Raw genomic sequence first — 14,660 nt, 5'->3', positions numbered from 1 at the left:
CCGGCGCGCTCCGGGCCGGCTCGGTCTCCTCGACGGCGACCGGCTCGGCGCCGACCTCGACCACCGGCTCGACCGGACGGGCCGGCTCCTCGACGGCGACCGGCTCGACGGCGACCGGCTCGACGGCTGCGGTCTCGGCAGGCACCGGATCGGCGGACGCGGGCTCGGCGGACGGCAGGGTGGTGGCCTCGGCGGCCAGCGTGGCGGCGGCCGGGGCGGCGTCCTGCTCGACCGGGACCGGCTGCTCGGAAACGGCGGCCGGCGCCGGCACCTCGTCGACCACGGCCTCCGGCCGTTCCTGGTCGACCGTGGCGGTCACCTCGGGCGCCGGGGCGGCCGCACCCTCCACCGTGGGCGTACCGGTGCCGGCGGCGTTCCGGCGGCCGCTCACCACCCACCCGATGCCCAGGCCCACCAGCAGGGCCAGGATCAGAACCAGCCACTGCCCGAAGCTCGACGGCATGCCAACCTCCTCCTATGTACGTGAACGACAATCGCGAGAAAACCCGGGGCAGCTTCGCACACGTACGCGCGGGGCGACAGGGAGGTCGGCGGCTGCCGTCGCTGGTGGGACGGGGCGGTGCCGGCCGGTGGCCGCGAGATGACCGAGCGTGTGCCGCGCGGGACAGCGGAAGGGGCGTCCCGGACCCTGGTGCCGTTCGAGGGTCCGGGACGCCCCGGTCTTCCGTGCGGTGCGGCGACGCTCAGCAGATCCGCCGGGGCACGGGCAGCTCGGCCGCGTCCCAGCTGTAGAAGCAGCCGGCCACGGCGTCGCGTGGGGACCGCCAGGTCGGCAGGTACGGCGAGGTGTGCGCCGACAGCCGCTCGTTGACCTGCTGGTAGAGCGGGTTGTCGCGGACCTCGGCGGCCGCGTCCGGGTCGACGGCGACCGTCTCCATGAGGTGCACGCAGAGGTCGTGCAGGTAGTACAGCGACCGGTGCCGTACGCCGGTGAGGCGGGGCAGCTCGGTGGCGTCGGACTCGGCGAAGATCTGTGCCACCCGGCCCTGCGCCCCCGGCACGATCCGGCTGACGACCAACAGTCGACTCATCGGGACCCCTCTCGCCGCTCGTGGTGCCCCGACCCCGGCCGAGGGCGTCGGTCACCGTGCGGCCCACCCTGCCGGCCCGGCTGTCACCTGGCCGTCACAGCCCGCGTGGGGACATTGATGGCGGTGGTGACGCTCAGCGGGGGTGCGGTGTGGTGGGAGCGGTCGGGCCGCGCGGTGCGGAACCGGCCGGGCGGCCGGGGGCGTTGCTCCGGTCCGCGCGCCGCTGGGGGGCCTGCCGGGTGGCCCGCCGGATCGGGGCGAGGGTCTCGTCGAGCAGGGCGCACATCGCCGGGGACGGCTCCAGGCGTAGTTCGCGCAGCAGCAGGTCGCGGTAGACGTAGAAGGCGTGCACCGCTTCGAAGGCGTTGCCCTCGGCGAGGTGGATGCGGACCACCAGGCGGTGCGGGGTCTCGCGCAGCGGTTCGGCGGCCATCGCCTCCAGCGCCGCCTCCAGGGCCTCGCCGTGCCGGTTCGCGGCGAGGTGGTTGCTGGCGAGTTCCTCCAGCATGTGCAGCCGGAGCTGGCGCAGCCGTTCGCGTTCCAGCAGCACCCAGTCGTCGTACCAGCCGGGGAGCAGGTCGTGCCGGCCGGCGCCGGCGGCCCCGCGGGGCACCTCGCCGTCGCGTACCCGGGCGGCGGTGGCCACCAGCTCGTCGACGTCGAGGTGGACGGTGGGGCCGAGGCGGACGGTGTCGCCGTCGGTGCGCAGCGGACAGCAGGGGTCCTGCCGGAGCCGCCACAGCGCGGTGCGCAGCGAGGAGAGCGCCCGGTCCTCGGGGGTCTCCGGCCAGAGCAGCCCGGCGAGGTGGCTACGGGTGGCGCCCGGGCGCAGCCCGATGAGGGCGATGACCCGTTGCAGGCCCCGGGGGACCACCACCGGGACGTCGTCGTGGAGCAGCCGGAACCCGCCGAGCAGGTGCAGCGACACCCGTGGGACGGGGTCTCCCGCCGTCGGCAATTTTGATCCCCCGGACACGGGCGCACCCCCTGCACCGGAACCCTCGTCCCGACCGTCCTCTGTTGTCCGGCTCGGCTGCCCGCGACGCCGGTGTCGGAACGGCTCCGCCGTGGCGGAGAAGCCCGCTGTAGCCGGGCTGACCGGTACGGAGGATATCAACACTTGTTACTCTGCGTCAACGACGCGTCGGTTTGCTGACCGTCCGTAATGGCCGGGCGAACCGCCTGTGAACTGCGAATAAGTGTCGCCATCCATTCAGGGCAGTTGATCTTCCCATAGCTGGCGCACAGCTTGCGTCAACGCAGCGTCACGGACTTCCGGGGCCGATGGTGGCCGGTTGACGCCGCGTTGACGGTGCCGGCGGCACCGTGTCGCCAGTCGTCCGGCGAGACCGGTCGCCACGCACCGGGACGCACCCAGGGGAGGCTGCGCAATGGACCGCTCGCTCATCGTCGCCAAGGTGGTGCCGACCGCCGAGGATCGGGTCGCCGAGATCTTCGCCGAGTCCGACGCGACCGAACTGCCCGGGCTGGTCGGCGTCCGGCACCGCTCCCTCTACCGGCTGCACGACCTCTACGTCCATCTCCTGGAGACGGAGGCGCCGGCCCAGGGGGCGGTGGAGGAGGCGCGCGGCCATCCCGAGTTCGTCCGGGTCAGCGAGCGGTTGCGCCCGTACATCTCGCCGTACCTGCCGACCTGGCGCTCGCCCCGCGACGCCATGGCCCACTGCTTCTACCGGTACGACGCACCGGGGCGGCAGTCCCACCGGTACGACGCGCTCGGGCGGCAGTCGTGACCACCACCGCTCCCCGGGACGAGCAGCTCTGGTCCCGCTGCGACGGGTGCGCCTCGCTGCTCTACCGCAAACGCCTGCGGCGCAACCTCGACGTCTGCCCGGAGTGCGGGTCGCACGCCCGGCTCGACGCGCCGGACCGGGTGGCGCAGCTGGTCGACCCGGACTCGTTCACCCCGCTGCCCGAGCGGGCGGTGCGGGTCGACCCGATCGGGTTCGTCGACGCGCTGCCCTACCCGCACCGGCTCAGCGCGGCCCGCACCGGAACCGGCCTGGACGAGGCGGTGGTCTGCGGGACCGCCCGGGTCGGCGGCCACCCGGTCGCCCTGGCGGTGATGGACTTCCGCTTCCTCGGCGGCAGCCTCGGCTGCGCGGTCGGCGAGCTGATCACCCGGACCGCCGAGCGGGCGCTGGCCGACGCCACGCCGCTGGTGCTGGTCACCGCCTCCGGCGGGGCGCGGATGCAGGAGGGCGCGCTGTCGCTCATGCAGATGGCCACGGTCAGCCAGGCCGTCGCCGGGCTGCGCGAGGCGGGACTGCTCACGGTCAGCATCATCACCGACCCGACGTACGGCGGGGTGGCCGCGTCCTTCGCCACCAACACCGACGTGGTGCTCGCCGAGACCGGCGCCCGGCTGGGCTTCGCCGGCCCCCGGGTGATCCGCCAGGTCACCGGCGCCACGCTGCCGGAGGGCTTCCAGACCGCCGAGTTCCTGCTCCGGCACGGCCAGGTCGACCTGGTGGTGCCCCGGCACGCGCTGCGCGGCCGGCTGACCGCGCTGCTCGCCGCCGCCGAGTCCGGCCGGCGGGTGCCCGTACCCCGGCAGGAGCCGGCGCCGCGACCGGCCGCCGGGGCCGACGCCCCCGCCGCCGCGCCCGGTCCGGCCCGCGACGCCTGGGAGACGGTACGCACGGCCCGGCACCCCGGCCGGCCCACCACCCTCGACTACCTGGAGACCGCCTTCGACGGCTTCGTGGAGCTGCACGGCGACCGGCTCGGCGCGGACTGCCCGGCGATCGTCGGCGGGGTGGCCCGGCTGGACGGCCGGCCGGTGATGGTGATCGGCCACCAGAAGGGACACACCACGGCGGAGCTGGTGGCCCGCAACTTCGGCATGGCCAGCCCGGCCGGGCACCGCAAGGCGCTGCGGCTGATGCGCCTCGCGGCCCGGCTCCGCCTGCCGGTGGTGACCCTGGTGGACACCCCGGGCGCCGACCCGGGTGTGGCCGCGGAGCAGCAGGGCCAGGCCGCCGCCATCGCGGAGAACATCCTCGCGCTGAGCGTCCTGCCCACGCCGGTCGTCGCGGTGGTCACCGGCGAGGGCGGCAGCGGCGGCGCGCTCGCCCTCGCGGTCGCCGACCGGGTGCTGATGCTGGAGCACGCCGTCTACTCGGTGATCAGCCCGGAGGGCTGCGCAGCGATCCTCTGGCCGGACAGCTCGGCCGCCCCGCAGGCCGCCCGGGCGCTCCGGCTCACCGCAGCCGACCTGTGCCGGCTCGGGGTGGTCGACGAGGTGGTGCCCGAGCCGCGGCCCGCCGCCCACGGCGACCCGGCCGGCGCGGCCGAGCTGCTGGGGCGGGCCGTGACGGCGAACCTCGCTCCGCTGCTCGCCGTGCCGCCGGCCACTCTGGTCCGCCGCCGCCGGCAGCGGTTCCGCCGCTTCGGCGCCGCCCGCTCGGCCGGCGGGAACCCGCCGATTGACGCCATCCGCAACGGTGCGCGAACGGAGGTGGCGCGATGAGTGCCGACGCCGGGCCCGAGGAGGTGCTGGACGGGTTGAGCCGGCACGCCCGCAAGCTGGTCGCGGAGCTGGCCGGCCCGGTGCGCCGGGTGCGGCTGCGCAGCGGCGAGACCGTGCTGGAGGTGGAGTGGCACGACCCGGCCCGGCCGGCGCCCGCGCCGCGTGCCGAGGTGGATCCGGTCACCGCGCCGCAGGTCGAGGCGGTGCCCGCGGCGGACCGGCCGGCGGTGCGGGCACCCGTCGTGGGCACCTTCTACCGGGCCCCCGAGCCCGGCGCGGCCCCGTTCGTGGCGGTCGGCGACGTGGTCCGGCCCGGCCAGGTGGTCGGCATCGTGGAGGCGATGAAGTTGATGAACGAGGTGACCGCCGGCCAGGCCGGACGGGTGGTCGAGGTGCTGGTGGAGGACGGCAAGCCCGTCGAGTACGACCAGCCGCTGATCGCCCTGGAACCGCTCACCGGACGGGACGCCTGATGTTCGAGAAGGTGCTGATCGCCAACCGCGGCGAGATCGCGCTGCGCGTGCTGCGCGCCTGCCGGGAACTGGGTGTCCGGACGGTGGTGGTGCACTCCAGCGCCGACGCCGACTCGCTGCCGGTGCGGCTGGCCGACGAGACCGTCCGGATCGGACCGGCGGCCAGCCGGCAGAGCTACCTGAACGCCGCGGCGATCGTCGAGGCGGCCCGGCAGACCGGCGCCCAGGCCGTGCACCCCGGCTACGGCTTCCTCTCCGAGGACGCCGACTTCGCCGAGATCTGCGCGGAGAACGGGCTCGTCTTCGTCGGCCCGCCGCCGCAGGTGATGGCCGCCCTCGCCGACAAGTCCACCGCGCGGGCGCTGATGAGCCGCGCCGGCCTGCCGCTGCCGCCGGGCAGCGTGCGGACCCTGCCGACCGCCGCCGACGCCCTCGACGTGGCCGCCGAGGTCGGCTACCCGGTGATCGTCAAGGCGGCCGCCGGCGGGGGCGGGCGCGGGATGACGGTGGTCCGCTCGGCCGCCGAGCTGCCCCGCGCGTACGCCCGCACCCGCGCCGCCGCCCAGGTCGCGTTCGGCGACGACCGGGTGTACGTCGAGCGGTACCTGGTCGACGCCCGGCACGTCGAGGTGCAGGTCCTCTGTGACGGCCACGGCAACGGGATCCACCTGGGCACCCGGGACTGCTCGGTGCAGCGCCGGCACCAGAAGCTGATCGAGGAGGCCCCCGCCCCGGCGCTGCGACCGGCCACCCTGGACACCCTCGCGGAAACCGCGCTGCGCGGCGCCCTGTCGGTCGGCTTCACCGGCGCCGGCACCGTCGAGTTCCTGGTGGACGAGGCCGAGCGCTGCCACTTCCTGGAGATCAACTGCCGGATCCAGGTGGAACACCCGGTGACCGAGCTGGTCACCGGCATCGACCTGGTCCACGAACAGCTGCACGTGGCCGCCGGCACCCCGCTGCGCTGGCGGCAGGAGGACGTCCGGCTGCGCGGGGTGGCGGTCGAGTGCCGGGTCAACGTGGAGGATCCGGACCGCGACTTCGCCCCGGCCCCCGGCCGGCTGGACCGCTTCCGGCCGCCCGGCGGCCCGTTCACCCGGGTCGACACCCACGGCCACGTCGGCTACCTGGTCAGCCCGCACTACGACTCGCTGCTGGCCAAGGTGGCGGTCTGGGCACCGGACCGGGACGGCGCGCTGGACCGGCTCGACCGGGCGCTCGGCGAGTTCGAGGTGGCCGGCCCGGGGGTGCGCACCACCATCCCGTTCGCCCGGCGGGTGCTGCGCGACGCCGCCTTCCGCGCCGGACGGCACACCACCGCCCTGGTCGAGCGCCTGCTCACCCCGCCCGCCGCCGGCGCCGTACCGGTCGCCGCCCCGCCGCACGACGGCGGTGCGGCCGCCGACCGGACCGTGCCCGACATCCGAGCCGACGCCGACCCGGCCGGCCGTACCCCCGTCACCGCCGTGCCCGCCGCCGGCCCGACCGCCTGGAGGAACCGATGACCGTCGCTCCCGACCGACCGCTCGCCAACGAGATCACCGACATCCTGGTGACCCACTGCGGCCTGGACGCCGACGCCGCCGCCCGCACCCCGGCCGCCAGCCTCGAGGAGCTGGGCATGGACTCGCTGGCGCTGCTCGAACTCTCCGCGGTCGTGGCCGACCGGTGGCGGGTGAAGATCCCCGAGCAGGCCGGGCAGCTCAGCATCGCCGGCGTCGCCGACCTGGTGGCCCGCCGGGCCGACCCGCCACCGGGGCACACCGAGAACGCGGTCGACATCGCCGCCCCGCTGCCGCTGGTCTGGGAGATCACCAACGACGTCGCCCGGTGGACCGAGCTGTTCACCGAGTACGCGGTGGTCGAGATCCTGCACCGGGAGGGCGACACGGTCCGGTTCCGGCTCACCATGCACCCCGACGAGAACGGCACGTCGTGGAGCTGGGTCAGCGAACGCACCGCCGACCCGGCCACCCGCGAGGTGCACGCCCGGCGGGTGGAGACCGGCCCGTTCGAGTACATGCGCATCCACTGGCGCTACGACGAGATCCTCGGCGGCACCCGGATGACCTGGGTGCAGGACTTCGCCATGAAGCCCACCGCGCCGGTCGACAACGCCGGCATGACCGAGCGGATCAACACCAACAGCAAGGTCCAGCTCGCCGTCATCAAGGAGCGGATCGAGCGGGCGCACGCGGGAGGCGCGCGATGACCGACACCGGTACCGCCCGGGTCTCCGTGCACGACGTCACCGCCGACCGGCGGCGCGGCGGCGAGCTGCGGGTGCTGCTCGGCCCGAAGACCGTCGGCAGCACCTCGGGCTTCATGGGGGTGGCCGCGCTGGCGCCGGGGGAGCGGATCGCCGAGCACTACCACCCCTACAGCGAGGAGTTTCTCTACGTCGCCCGCGGCGCCATCACCGTCGACCTGGACGACCGTCCCGTCCCGCTCGCGGCCGGGGAGGCGCTCTTCGTGCCCCGGCACGTACGGCACCGGCTGCGCAACACCGGCGATGAGCCCGCCGAGGTGGTCTTCCACCTCGGACCGCTCGCCCCCCGCCCGGAACTCGGCCACGTCGACACCGAGGGCGCCCCACCACCCCGGAAACCGTCGTGACCGGCCGGCGCACCGTGGTCACCGGCGTCGGCGTCGTCGCCCCCGGCGGCGCCACCCGGGACCGGTTCTGGAAGACCATCACCGAGGGGCGCACCGCCACCCGGCGGATCAGCTTCTTCGACCCGTCGCCGTTCCGCTCGCAGATCGCCGCCGAGTGCGACTTCGACCCGGACTCCGCCGGCATCACCCTCGCCGAGCGGCAGCGCGCCGACCGGTACGTGCAGTTCGCCCTCGCCTGCTCCGCGGAGGCGCTCGCCGACAGCGGCCTGACCCTCTCCGACGCCGAGCGGGAACGCACCGGCGTGGTGCTCGGCACCGCGGTCGGCGGCACCATGGCGCTGGAGAAGGAGTACGTCCGGGTCAGCGACTCCGGTCGGCGCTGGCTGGTCGACCACACCCTCGGCGGGCCGTACCTGTACCAGGCGCTGATCCCCAGCAGCCTGGCCGCCGACGTGGCCTGCCGGCACGGCCTGCACGGCCCGGCGCAGGTGGTCTCCACCGGCTGCACCTCCGGCATCGACGCCATCGGCTACGCCCACCAGCTCGTCGCCGACGGCGAGGCCGACGTCGTGCTGGCCGGGGCGGCCGACTCGCCCATCTCCCCGGTCACCGTCGCCTCGTTCGACGCCATCGGAGCCACCAGCCCCGACAACGACGACCCGGAGCACGCCTCCCGGCCGTTCGACGCCGACCGGCACGGCTTCGTCCTGGCCGAGGGCGCGGCCGTGCTGGTGCTGGAGGAGGCCGAGCACGCCCGCCGCCGGGGCGCGCACATCTACTGCGAGGTGGCCGGCTACGCCAGCCGCAGCAACGGCTTCCACATGACCGGGCTGCGCCCCGACGGCGCGGAGATGGCCGTGGCGATCACCGACGCGCTGCGCCAGGCCCGGCTCGCCCCGTCCGCCGTGTCGTACGTCAGCGCGCACGGCTCCGGCACCCGGCAGAACGACCGGCACGAGACCGCCGCGTTCAAGCGGGCGCTGGGGCCGACGGCGTACCGGGTGCCGATCAGCTCGATCAAGTCGATGGTCGGGCACTCGCTCGGCGCGATCGGCTCGATCGAGATGGCCGCCTGCGCGCTGGCCATCGAGTACGGCGTGGTCCCGCCCACCGCCAACTGGGCGACCCGGGACCCCGAGTGCGACCTGGACTACGTGCCCAACGAGGCCCGGGAGGTGCCGGTGGACGTGGCGTTGTCGGTGGGCAGCGGCTTCGGCGGCTTCCAGTCCGCCATGATCTTCCGGCGGCTGGCGGTCCACCCGTGACCGCGCGGGCCGTGGTGACCGGGATCGGGGTGGTCGCACCCACCGGCGTCGGCGCCGACGCGCACTGGGACGCGGTGCTCGCCGGCACCCGGCGCACCGGGCCGATCACGCTGTTCGACCCGGCCGGCTACCCGACCCGGATCGCCGGGGAGGTGCCCGACTTCGACCCGGCCGGGTTCACCGACACCCGGCAGCGGGTGCAGACCGACCGGTGGACGCACCTCGGCTTCGCCGCCACCCGGCTGGCGCTGGCAGACGCGGGCCTGCCCGAGGAGGCCCCCGACCCGTACCAGTGGGCGGTGACCCTGGCCAGTTCCTCGGGCGGGAACCTGTTCGGGCAGCGGGAGCTGCAACGGCTCTGGGGCGGGCCGAGCCGGACGGTCGGGGCGTACCAGTCGATCGCCTGGTTCTACGCGGCCAGCGTGGGGCAGCTCTCCATCCGGCACCAGCTCAAGGGACCCTGCGGGGTGACCGTCTCCGAGTCGGCCGGCGGGCTGGACAGCCTCGCCCACGCGGTACGGACCATCCGCCGCGGCACCCCGCTGGTGGTGGCCGGGGCGACCGAGTGCCCGCTCAGCCCGTACGCGCTGGCCTGCCAGCTCCGCTCCGGGCTGCTCAGCGACGTCGCCGACCCGGAGCTGGCGTACCGGCCGTTCGACGCGGGCGCCGCCGGCTACGTGCCGGCCGAGGGCGGCGCCGTCTTCGTGGTGGAGGAACTGGGGCACGCGCTGTCCCGGGGCGCCCGGATCTACGGGGAGATCACCGGCTGGGCGGCCACCCACGACGCCGCCCCGACCGACCCCGGGGCCGGCCCCGACCCGACCCACTACGCCCGGGCGCTGCGGCTGGCCCTGGACCGGGCCGCGGTCCGGCCGCACGACGTGGACGTCATCTGGCCGGACGCGCTCGGCGTGCCCGCGTACGACCGGGCTGAGGCGGCCGCCCTGCGCGCGGTCTTCGGCGCGACGACCCCGGCGGTGACCACGCAGAAGCCGCTGACCGGCCGGGCCCACCAGGGCGGTTCGGCCCTGGACGCGGCTACTGCGCTGCTCGCCTTCCACCACGGCCTGCTGCCCGCCTCGGCCGGCCCGGAGCAGCCCGCGCCCGGCTGCGAGCTGACCTTCCTGCGCCGGTCGCGCCCGCCGCGCAGCCGGATCGCCCTGGTCGGGGCGCGCGGCTTCGACGGCTTCAACAGCGCGGTGGTGCTGCGCGGCGCCGCCCCGCCCCCCCGGGAACTAGTTGGTGCGGGAGCACGTGGTTGACGACACTCGCCCTGCGGAACCCGGTTGCGTCATGACCGGTGGGTTTGCGTAGTGTTTGCGCCATGTCGAGCCCTGAGGCATCCAAGGTGGGGGCTTTCGGTCACGCCGTCAGCCCCCTGAACCGCTGAGTTCATAGCCCGCTTCCCAGCAGTCTTTGCTGCATGGGCCGTTTGCGCGCACCCCTTGGGGCGCTGGCCGCGGTGACGAGACGTCTCCTCCTTCTCGCCCACCTCGGAGCTCTTGATGCCTCTCCCGCTCTACCTGCTTGCCGTGGCGGTCTTCGCCATGGGCACCTCGGAGTTCATGCTCGCCGGCCTGGTGCCGGACATCGCCACAAGCCTCGACGTGTCGGTCGGGGCCGCCGGGCTCCTGACCTCGGCGTTCGCCGTCGGGATGATCGTCGGCGCGCCGCTGATGGCGGCCCTTGCACGCCGTTGGCCTGTTCGGGCCAGCCTGTTTGGCTTCGTGCTGGTTTTCGCCGTGGCCCACGTCGTCGGCGCCCTCACGGCGAGTTTCGCGGTTCTGCTTGTCACCCGGGTGATCGCCGCCCTGGCCAACGCGGGCTTCCTGGCGGTGGCACTGAGCACGGCGGCCACGCTCGTCGCAGTTGATCAGAAGGGGCGCGCACTGGCGGTGCTGCTCTCGGGTACGACGGTGGCCACGATCGCCGGGGTTCCCGGCGGTGCGGTGCTCGGCACGTTGCTGAGCTGGCGGGCAACCTTCTGGGCGATCGCACTGCTCTGCCTTCCCGCTGCCTTCGGCGTGGTGAAGGGCATCCCGGCACCTGCCGGAAAGACCCCTCAGGGCACTCCGGCTGGCTCGTCTCTGCGGGACGAGATCGCCCAGCTCGCGATGCCCAGGCTGCTCCTGGTCATGCTGCTCGGTGCCCTCGTCAACGCTGCCACCTTCGCCACGTTCACCTTCCTGGCACCGATCGTGACTGACACCGCCGGCCTCGGCGAACTGTGGGTCTCGGTCGTGCTGGTGCTCTTTGGTGCCGGGTCCTTCGCCGGGGTCACCCTCGCCGGACGGCTCTCCGATCAGCGTCCCCGTATCGTAATCGCCATCGGTGGCCCGTTGCTGTTGCTCGGCTGGGTCGCGTTGGCGACCCTGGCAGCCCAACCGGTGGCGCTTCTGCTCCTCGTGTTCGTGCAGGGCGCGCTGTCCTTCGCGTTGGGCAGCACCCTGATCAGCAGGGTGCTCTATGCGGCAGCGGGCGCCCCCACGATGGGAGGGTCGTATGCGACCGCGGCGCTCAACATCGGTGCTGCTGGCGGCCCCATCGTTGCGGCAGCGACCCTCGGGGCCAATGCTTTCGATCTCGGCCCGGTATGGGTCAGCTGCCTCCTGGTTGTGATCGCACTGCTCATCGCCCTGCCGTCCCTGCGATTCATCACACCCCGCGTCGGTCGCCGCGGGCGGGCGGCAGCGGGATAGGCCGCCCGGGCAGCATCCGGTGGCCGGCGGGGTACCGAGCCGGCGTGGAGCCGATACTGCCTGTCCGATCGAGCCTGAGCAATCCGTCCAGCCGCTCTTCTTGATCTAGCCATTTGCATGTAGCAATGCACGGAACGGCTGTCGTATTGTTCCGTCAGCACCCCGGAGAACGCACCTGTTGGGCGGATTTCGCCCACTTCGAGGCTGGGCGGTGGGCGGTCGTGACAGCACATCCTATGGCGGAAGATCCTGCGTCGACAGTGGGTAGTTGGGTGGACGACATTCTGTTCACCGGGCGTCCCGCCGACGTTTGTCTCCGTCTGCCGGAGCCGGTCGACAAGGGCACCCTGCGCCGCCTGGTCGCCGAGGCGCAGACCCGGCTGGCCGAGGCCGGCCTGCGCCCCGGCGGCGCCGCCGCGCTCCGGCTGCCCCCGTCGCTGGCCTACGTGGTGCACCTGCTGGCCACCTGGCGCACCGGCGCCCAGGCGATCCTGCTGGACCACCGGCTCACCGACCACGAGGTCGACCGGGCGCTGCGCCGGCTCGGCCCGCAGGTGGTGGTGGCCCCGGTGCGGACCGGCGGCGGCGCGCTGCGGATCTTCGTGGACGTCACCGCGGGCGTCACGTCGTACTCGAACCGGCCGGCCGGCAGCCCGCACGCGGTGATCCAGCTCAGCTCCGGCTCCACCGGACCGTCCAAGGTGATCGGCCGGACCGCCGAGGACCTGGTCGGCGAGGTACGCCGCTACACGCAGATCGACGGGGTGGCGCTGCCCGGCGAGCGGATCATCCTGCTGCCCTCCATGGTGCACGTGCTCGGCCTGGTCGGCGGGCTGCTCTACGGCCTGCACGCCGGCGTCGAGCTGTGCCCGCCGGAGCGGCTCAGCGGCGACGCGATCCTCGCCGCCGTCGCCGCCCAGGACAGCCCCGCCACCGTGCTCGGCGTGCCGTTCCACATCGGCCTGCTCGCCTCCACCGTGCCGTCCCGGCCGCTGCCGCAGCTCAAGCGGATGACCACCGGCGGCGAGCTGGTCCCGGCCGCCGTCGCCCGCGCCTTCACCGACCGCTACGGCGTCCCGCTGGGCAACATGTACGGGATGACCGAGGTCGGCGTCATCGGCACCGACCTGTACGGCGCGCACCGGCCCGCCATCGCCCCCGCGCCCGGCATCCGGGTCCGCGAGTCCGGCGGCGAGCTCTGGGTCAGCTGCCCGGCCAACCCCTACGTCGGACTCGCCGACCCGACCCGCTGGGCCGACGGCTGGCTGCACACCCGCGACGCCGGCGTGGTCGACCCGGGCACCGGGCTGGTCACCATCAAGGGCCGGCTCGACTCGCAGGTCTCGGTGGGCGGCATGAAGGTCGACCTGACCGAGGTGGAGGCCAGCGTCGCCGAGCTGCCCGGGGTGACCGCCGCCGTGGTGGTCTGGGACGACGGGATCACCGCGTACGTGCAGACCGACGGCTCGCTCTCCGAGGACACCCTGGACAAGCTGCTCGTCGAGCGCCTGGCCGGCTACAAGCGCCCCCGCACCCTGCACCTGCTCGACCAGCTGCCCCGCACCACCACCGGCAAGCTGGTCCGCTCCGCGACGGCGCTGCGGGACGCGGCGTCATGACCGGCCCCCTGGTCGAGGACGACCTCGACCGGACCGGCCGCGCCGGCGACCGCGACGGCGAGCACCAGGCCCGCTCCGCCGGCCGGATGGCCGACCCGCATCCCCGGACAGCCGGGAACCGGGCGCAGCAGCTCGCCGCCGTCCGGCAGGGGCATCCGGCGGCGCAGGCCGCCGCCGCGCAGACCGGTGCCGAGCGCCTTGCCGACCGCCTCCTTGGCCGTCCACAGGCGCAGGAAGTCCAGCTCCCGGCCGGTCTCGTCCCGGCCGGCCAGCCAGGCCGCCTCGTCCGGGTCGTACCAGCGCCGGGCCAGCGGCGTGGCGGGCAGCCGCCGGCGCCACTCCACGTCCACCCCGACCGGTCCGCCCACCCGGGCGGCCACCACGACCACCCCGTCGACGTGGCTGACGCTGACCGGCAGCGTCCGCCCGTCGTCGGCGTACACCTCCGGGCGTCCGCCGGGCGCCCGTCCCACCCCGATCTCCGCCCCGGGCCGGCCGAGCAACGCGCCACCCGCGCGCCTGAGCAGCCGCCGCGCCAGCTCCCGCTGGTCGCCGGCGGTGCGGCCGGTCCACACGTACACGGTGTCCCGACCGGGCACCGGTAGCTGGTTCACGGAAAGAGGTTAACGCCATGCGAGACGAGGTCCGCACCTTCGTCATCGAGCAGCTCGCCGACATGAACTACGACGTCGAGGACATCGACGACGACACCACCCTCGGCCCCTCCGGCGTCGACCTCGAGTCGCTGGCCCTGGCCGACCTCGCCGTCCGCGTCGAGGACCGGTACGGCCTGAAGTTCGCCGACGACGAGTCGGAGAAGCTGGCCCTGATGACGGTCGGCGAGTTCATCACGATGGTCGCCGACCGGGTGACCGCGAACAGCGACAACTCCTGATGACCGGTCAGCCCGACCTGGGGCGAGCTGACCTGGTGAGCATGCTCGCCGAACTGACCGCGAAACCCGTCGACCAGGTGCCCGACCGGATCGGCTCGATGGAGCTGGCCTGGTTGGTGCACCTCGTCGAGCAACGCTACGACCGCCGGCTGGAGCTGACCGACGACCAGCTCGCCGGCATCCGCACCGTCGACGACGCGCTGGCGGTGTTCCACACCTCGCTGACCGCTCCCGCAGATGGCTGAGCGGGAGCCTGTACGGATCACCGGCGTCCACGCGGTCAGCGCCCTGGGCAGGGGCGCCGACGCGCTGCTCGCCGGGGTGCTCGCCGGCACCCCGGCGTTCACGCCGGTGCGCCGCTTCGACACCACCGGCCGCCGGGTCACCGTGGCGGCCACCCTGCCGGAGGTCGGCACCCTCGCCGACGAGCTGACCGACGCCGTCGACCGCGCGTGCCGGGCGGCCGGCCTGGACCGGACGCACCGGGCCGGCGCCGCGCTGTTCCTGGCCACCCACGGTGGCCCGCACTCGCTGCCGGTGCCGGCCGC

General features: G+C 74.5%; 15 protein-coding genes and 2 pseudogenes. 13 read left to right on the top strand and 4 right to left on the bottom strand.

The window, feature by feature from the left end; genetic code table 11:
* The 3 genes and pseudogenes from B0E53_RS22775 to B0E53_RS22765 form a co-directional block, all read right to left on the bottom strand.
* A pseudogene (locus B0E53_RS22775) lies at positions 1 to 463 on the bottom strand (hypothetical protein); the annotation flags it as partial.
* Between the two features lie 241 nt (positions 464 to 704).
* A complete protein-coding gene (locus B0E53_RS22770) occupies positions 705 to 1,052 on the bottom strand; it encodes a TcmI family type II polyketide cyclase (RefSeq protein ID WP_107077924.1) in 348 nt (115 codons plus the stop codon).
* A gap of 133 nt (positions 1,053 to 1,185) precedes the next feature.
* Positions 1,186 to 2,028, bottom strand: coding sequence for a BTAD domain-containing putative transcriptional regulator (locus B0E53_RS22765; RefSeq protein ID WP_246835547.1), 843 nt, complete (start codon positions 2,026 to 2,028; stop codon positions 1,186 to 1,188).
* Between the two features lie 415 nt (positions 2,029 to 2,443).
* On the opposite strand from B0E53_RS22765, the gene B0E53_RS22760 reads away from it, so the two are divergent.
* The 10 genes from B0E53_RS22760 to B0E53_RS22715 all read left to right on the top strand — a co-directional run bounded on the left by B0E53_RS22760 (position 2,444) and on the right by B0E53_RS22715 (position 13,217).
* Entirely contained in the window at positions 2,444 to 2,806 is a 363-nt protein-coding gene (locus B0E53_RS22760; protein ID WP_107077923.1) for a TcmI family type II polyketide cyclase, read from the top strand.
* Positions 2,803 to 4,545, top strand: coding sequence for an acetyl-CoA carboxylase carboxyltransferase subunit alpha (locus B0E53_RS22755; RefSeq protein ID WP_107077922.1), 1,743 nt, complete (start codon positions 2,803 to 2,805; stop codon positions 4,543 to 4,545). Before B0E53_RS22760 ends, B0E53_RS22755 begins: the two co-directional genes overlap by 4 nt.
* The gene (gene accB / locus B0E53_RS22750) at positions 4,542 to 5,018 is read left to right on the top strand and encodes an acetyl-CoA carboxylase biotin carboxyl carrier protein (protein WP_107077921.1); all 477 of its coding nucleotides are present in this window, start codon (positions 4,542 to 4,544) and stop codon (positions 5,016 to 5,018) included. Before B0E53_RS22755 ends, accB begins: the two co-directional genes overlap by 4 nt.
* Positions 5,018 to 6,523 (top strand): acetyl-CoA carboxylase biotin carboxylase subunit, encoded by a 1,506-nt coding sequence (locus B0E53_RS22745; RefSeq protein ID WP_107077920.1) that lies wholly within the window; start codon positions 5,018 to 5,020, stop codon positions 6,521 to 6,523. The genes accB and B0E53_RS22745 overlap by 1 nt, the downstream gene beginning before the upstream one ends.
* Entirely contained in the window at positions 6,520 to 7,230 is a 711-nt protein-coding gene (locus B0E53_RS22740; RefSeq protein ID WP_107077919.1) for an SRPBCC family protein, read from the top strand. The genes B0E53_RS22745 and B0E53_RS22740 overlap by 4 nt, the downstream gene beginning before the upstream one ends.
* Complete coding sequence (locus B0E53_RS22735; RefSeq protein WP_107077918.1) at positions 7,227 to 7,634, top strand: cupin domain-containing protein; 408 nt, start codon at positions 7,227 to 7,229, stop codon at positions 7,632 to 7,634. Before B0E53_RS22740 ends, B0E53_RS22735 begins: the two co-directional genes overlap by 4 nt.
* Positions 7,631 to 8,899 carry a beta-ketoacyl-[acyl-carrier-protein] synthase family protein gene (locus B0E53_RS22730; protein ID WP_107077917.1) on the top strand — a complete coding sequence of 423 codons (1,269 nt, stop codon included), beginning with the start codon at positions 7,631 to 7,633 and terminating at the stop codon, positions 8,897 to 8,899. The genes B0E53_RS22735 and B0E53_RS22730 overlap by 4 nt, the downstream gene beginning before the upstream one ends.
* On the top strand, positions 8,896 to 10,161 hold the full coding sequence (locus B0E53_RS22725) for a beta-ketoacyl synthase N-terminal-like domain-containing protein (RefSeq protein WP_107077916.1): 1,266 nt from the start codon (positions 8,896 to 8,898) through the stop codon (positions 10,159 to 10,161). The genes B0E53_RS22730 and B0E53_RS22725 overlap by 4 nt, the downstream gene beginning before the upstream one ends.
* Before the next feature lie 243 nt (positions 10,162 to 10,404).
* Positions 10,405 to 11,598, top strand: a complete 1,194-nt coding sequence (locus B0E53_RS22720; protein ID WP_107077915.1) for a Cmx/CmrA family chloramphenicol efflux MFS transporter — start codon at positions 10,405 to 10,407, stop codon at positions 11,596 to 11,598.
* Between the two features lie 236 nt (positions 11,599 to 11,834).
* A complete protein-coding gene (locus B0E53_RS22715) occupies positions 11,835 to 13,217 on the top strand; it encodes a class I adenylate-forming enzyme family protein (protein ID WP_107077914.1) in 1,383 nt (460 codons plus the stop codon).
* Here the strand turns inward: B0E53_RS22715 and B0E53_RS22710 are convergent.
* Positions 13,115 to 13,831: a 4'-phosphopantetheinyl transferase superfamily protein gene (locus B0E53_RS22710; RefSeq protein ID WP_107077913.1), complete on the bottom strand. Its 717-nt coding sequence runs from the start codon at positions 13,829 to 13,831 to the stop codon at positions 13,115 to 13,117. The two genes, B0E53_RS22715 and B0E53_RS22710, sit on opposite strands and share 103 nt — an antisense overlap.
* A gap of 17 nt (positions 13,832 to 13,848) precedes the next feature.
* On the opposite strand from B0E53_RS22710, the gene B0E53_RS22705 reads away from it, so the two are divergent.
* The 3 genes and pseudogenes from B0E53_RS22705 to B0E53_RS22695 all read left to right on the top strand — a co-directional run.
* On the top strand, positions 13,849 to 14,112 hold the full coding sequence (locus tag B0E53_RS22705; protein WP_107077912.1) for an acyl carrier protein: 264 nt from the start codon (positions 13,849 to 13,851) through the stop codon (positions 14,110 to 14,112).
* On the top strand, positions 14,112 to 14,357 hold the full coding sequence (locus tag B0E53_RS22700; protein ID WP_107077911.1) for a hypothetical protein: 246 nt from the start codon (positions 14,112 to 14,114) through the stop codon (positions 14,355 to 14,357). The genes B0E53_RS22705 and B0E53_RS22700 overlap by 1 nt, the downstream gene beginning before the upstream one ends.
* A pseudogene (locus tag B0E53_RS22695) lies at positions 14,350 to 14,660 on the top strand (beta-ketoacyl-[acyl-carrier-protein] synthase family protein); the annotation flags it as partial. The gene B0E53_RS22700 and the pseudogene B0E53_RS22695, both read left to right, overlap by 8 nt.

Source organism: Micromonospora sp. MH33, from assembly GCF_003013775.1.
Lineage (GTDB): Bacteria > Actinomycetota > Actinomycetes > Mycobacteriales > Micromonosporaceae > Micromonospora > Micromonospora fulviviridis.
Note: the sequence above shows the minus strand (reverse complement) of the source record. Positions and strands in the feature narration are given on the sequence as shown.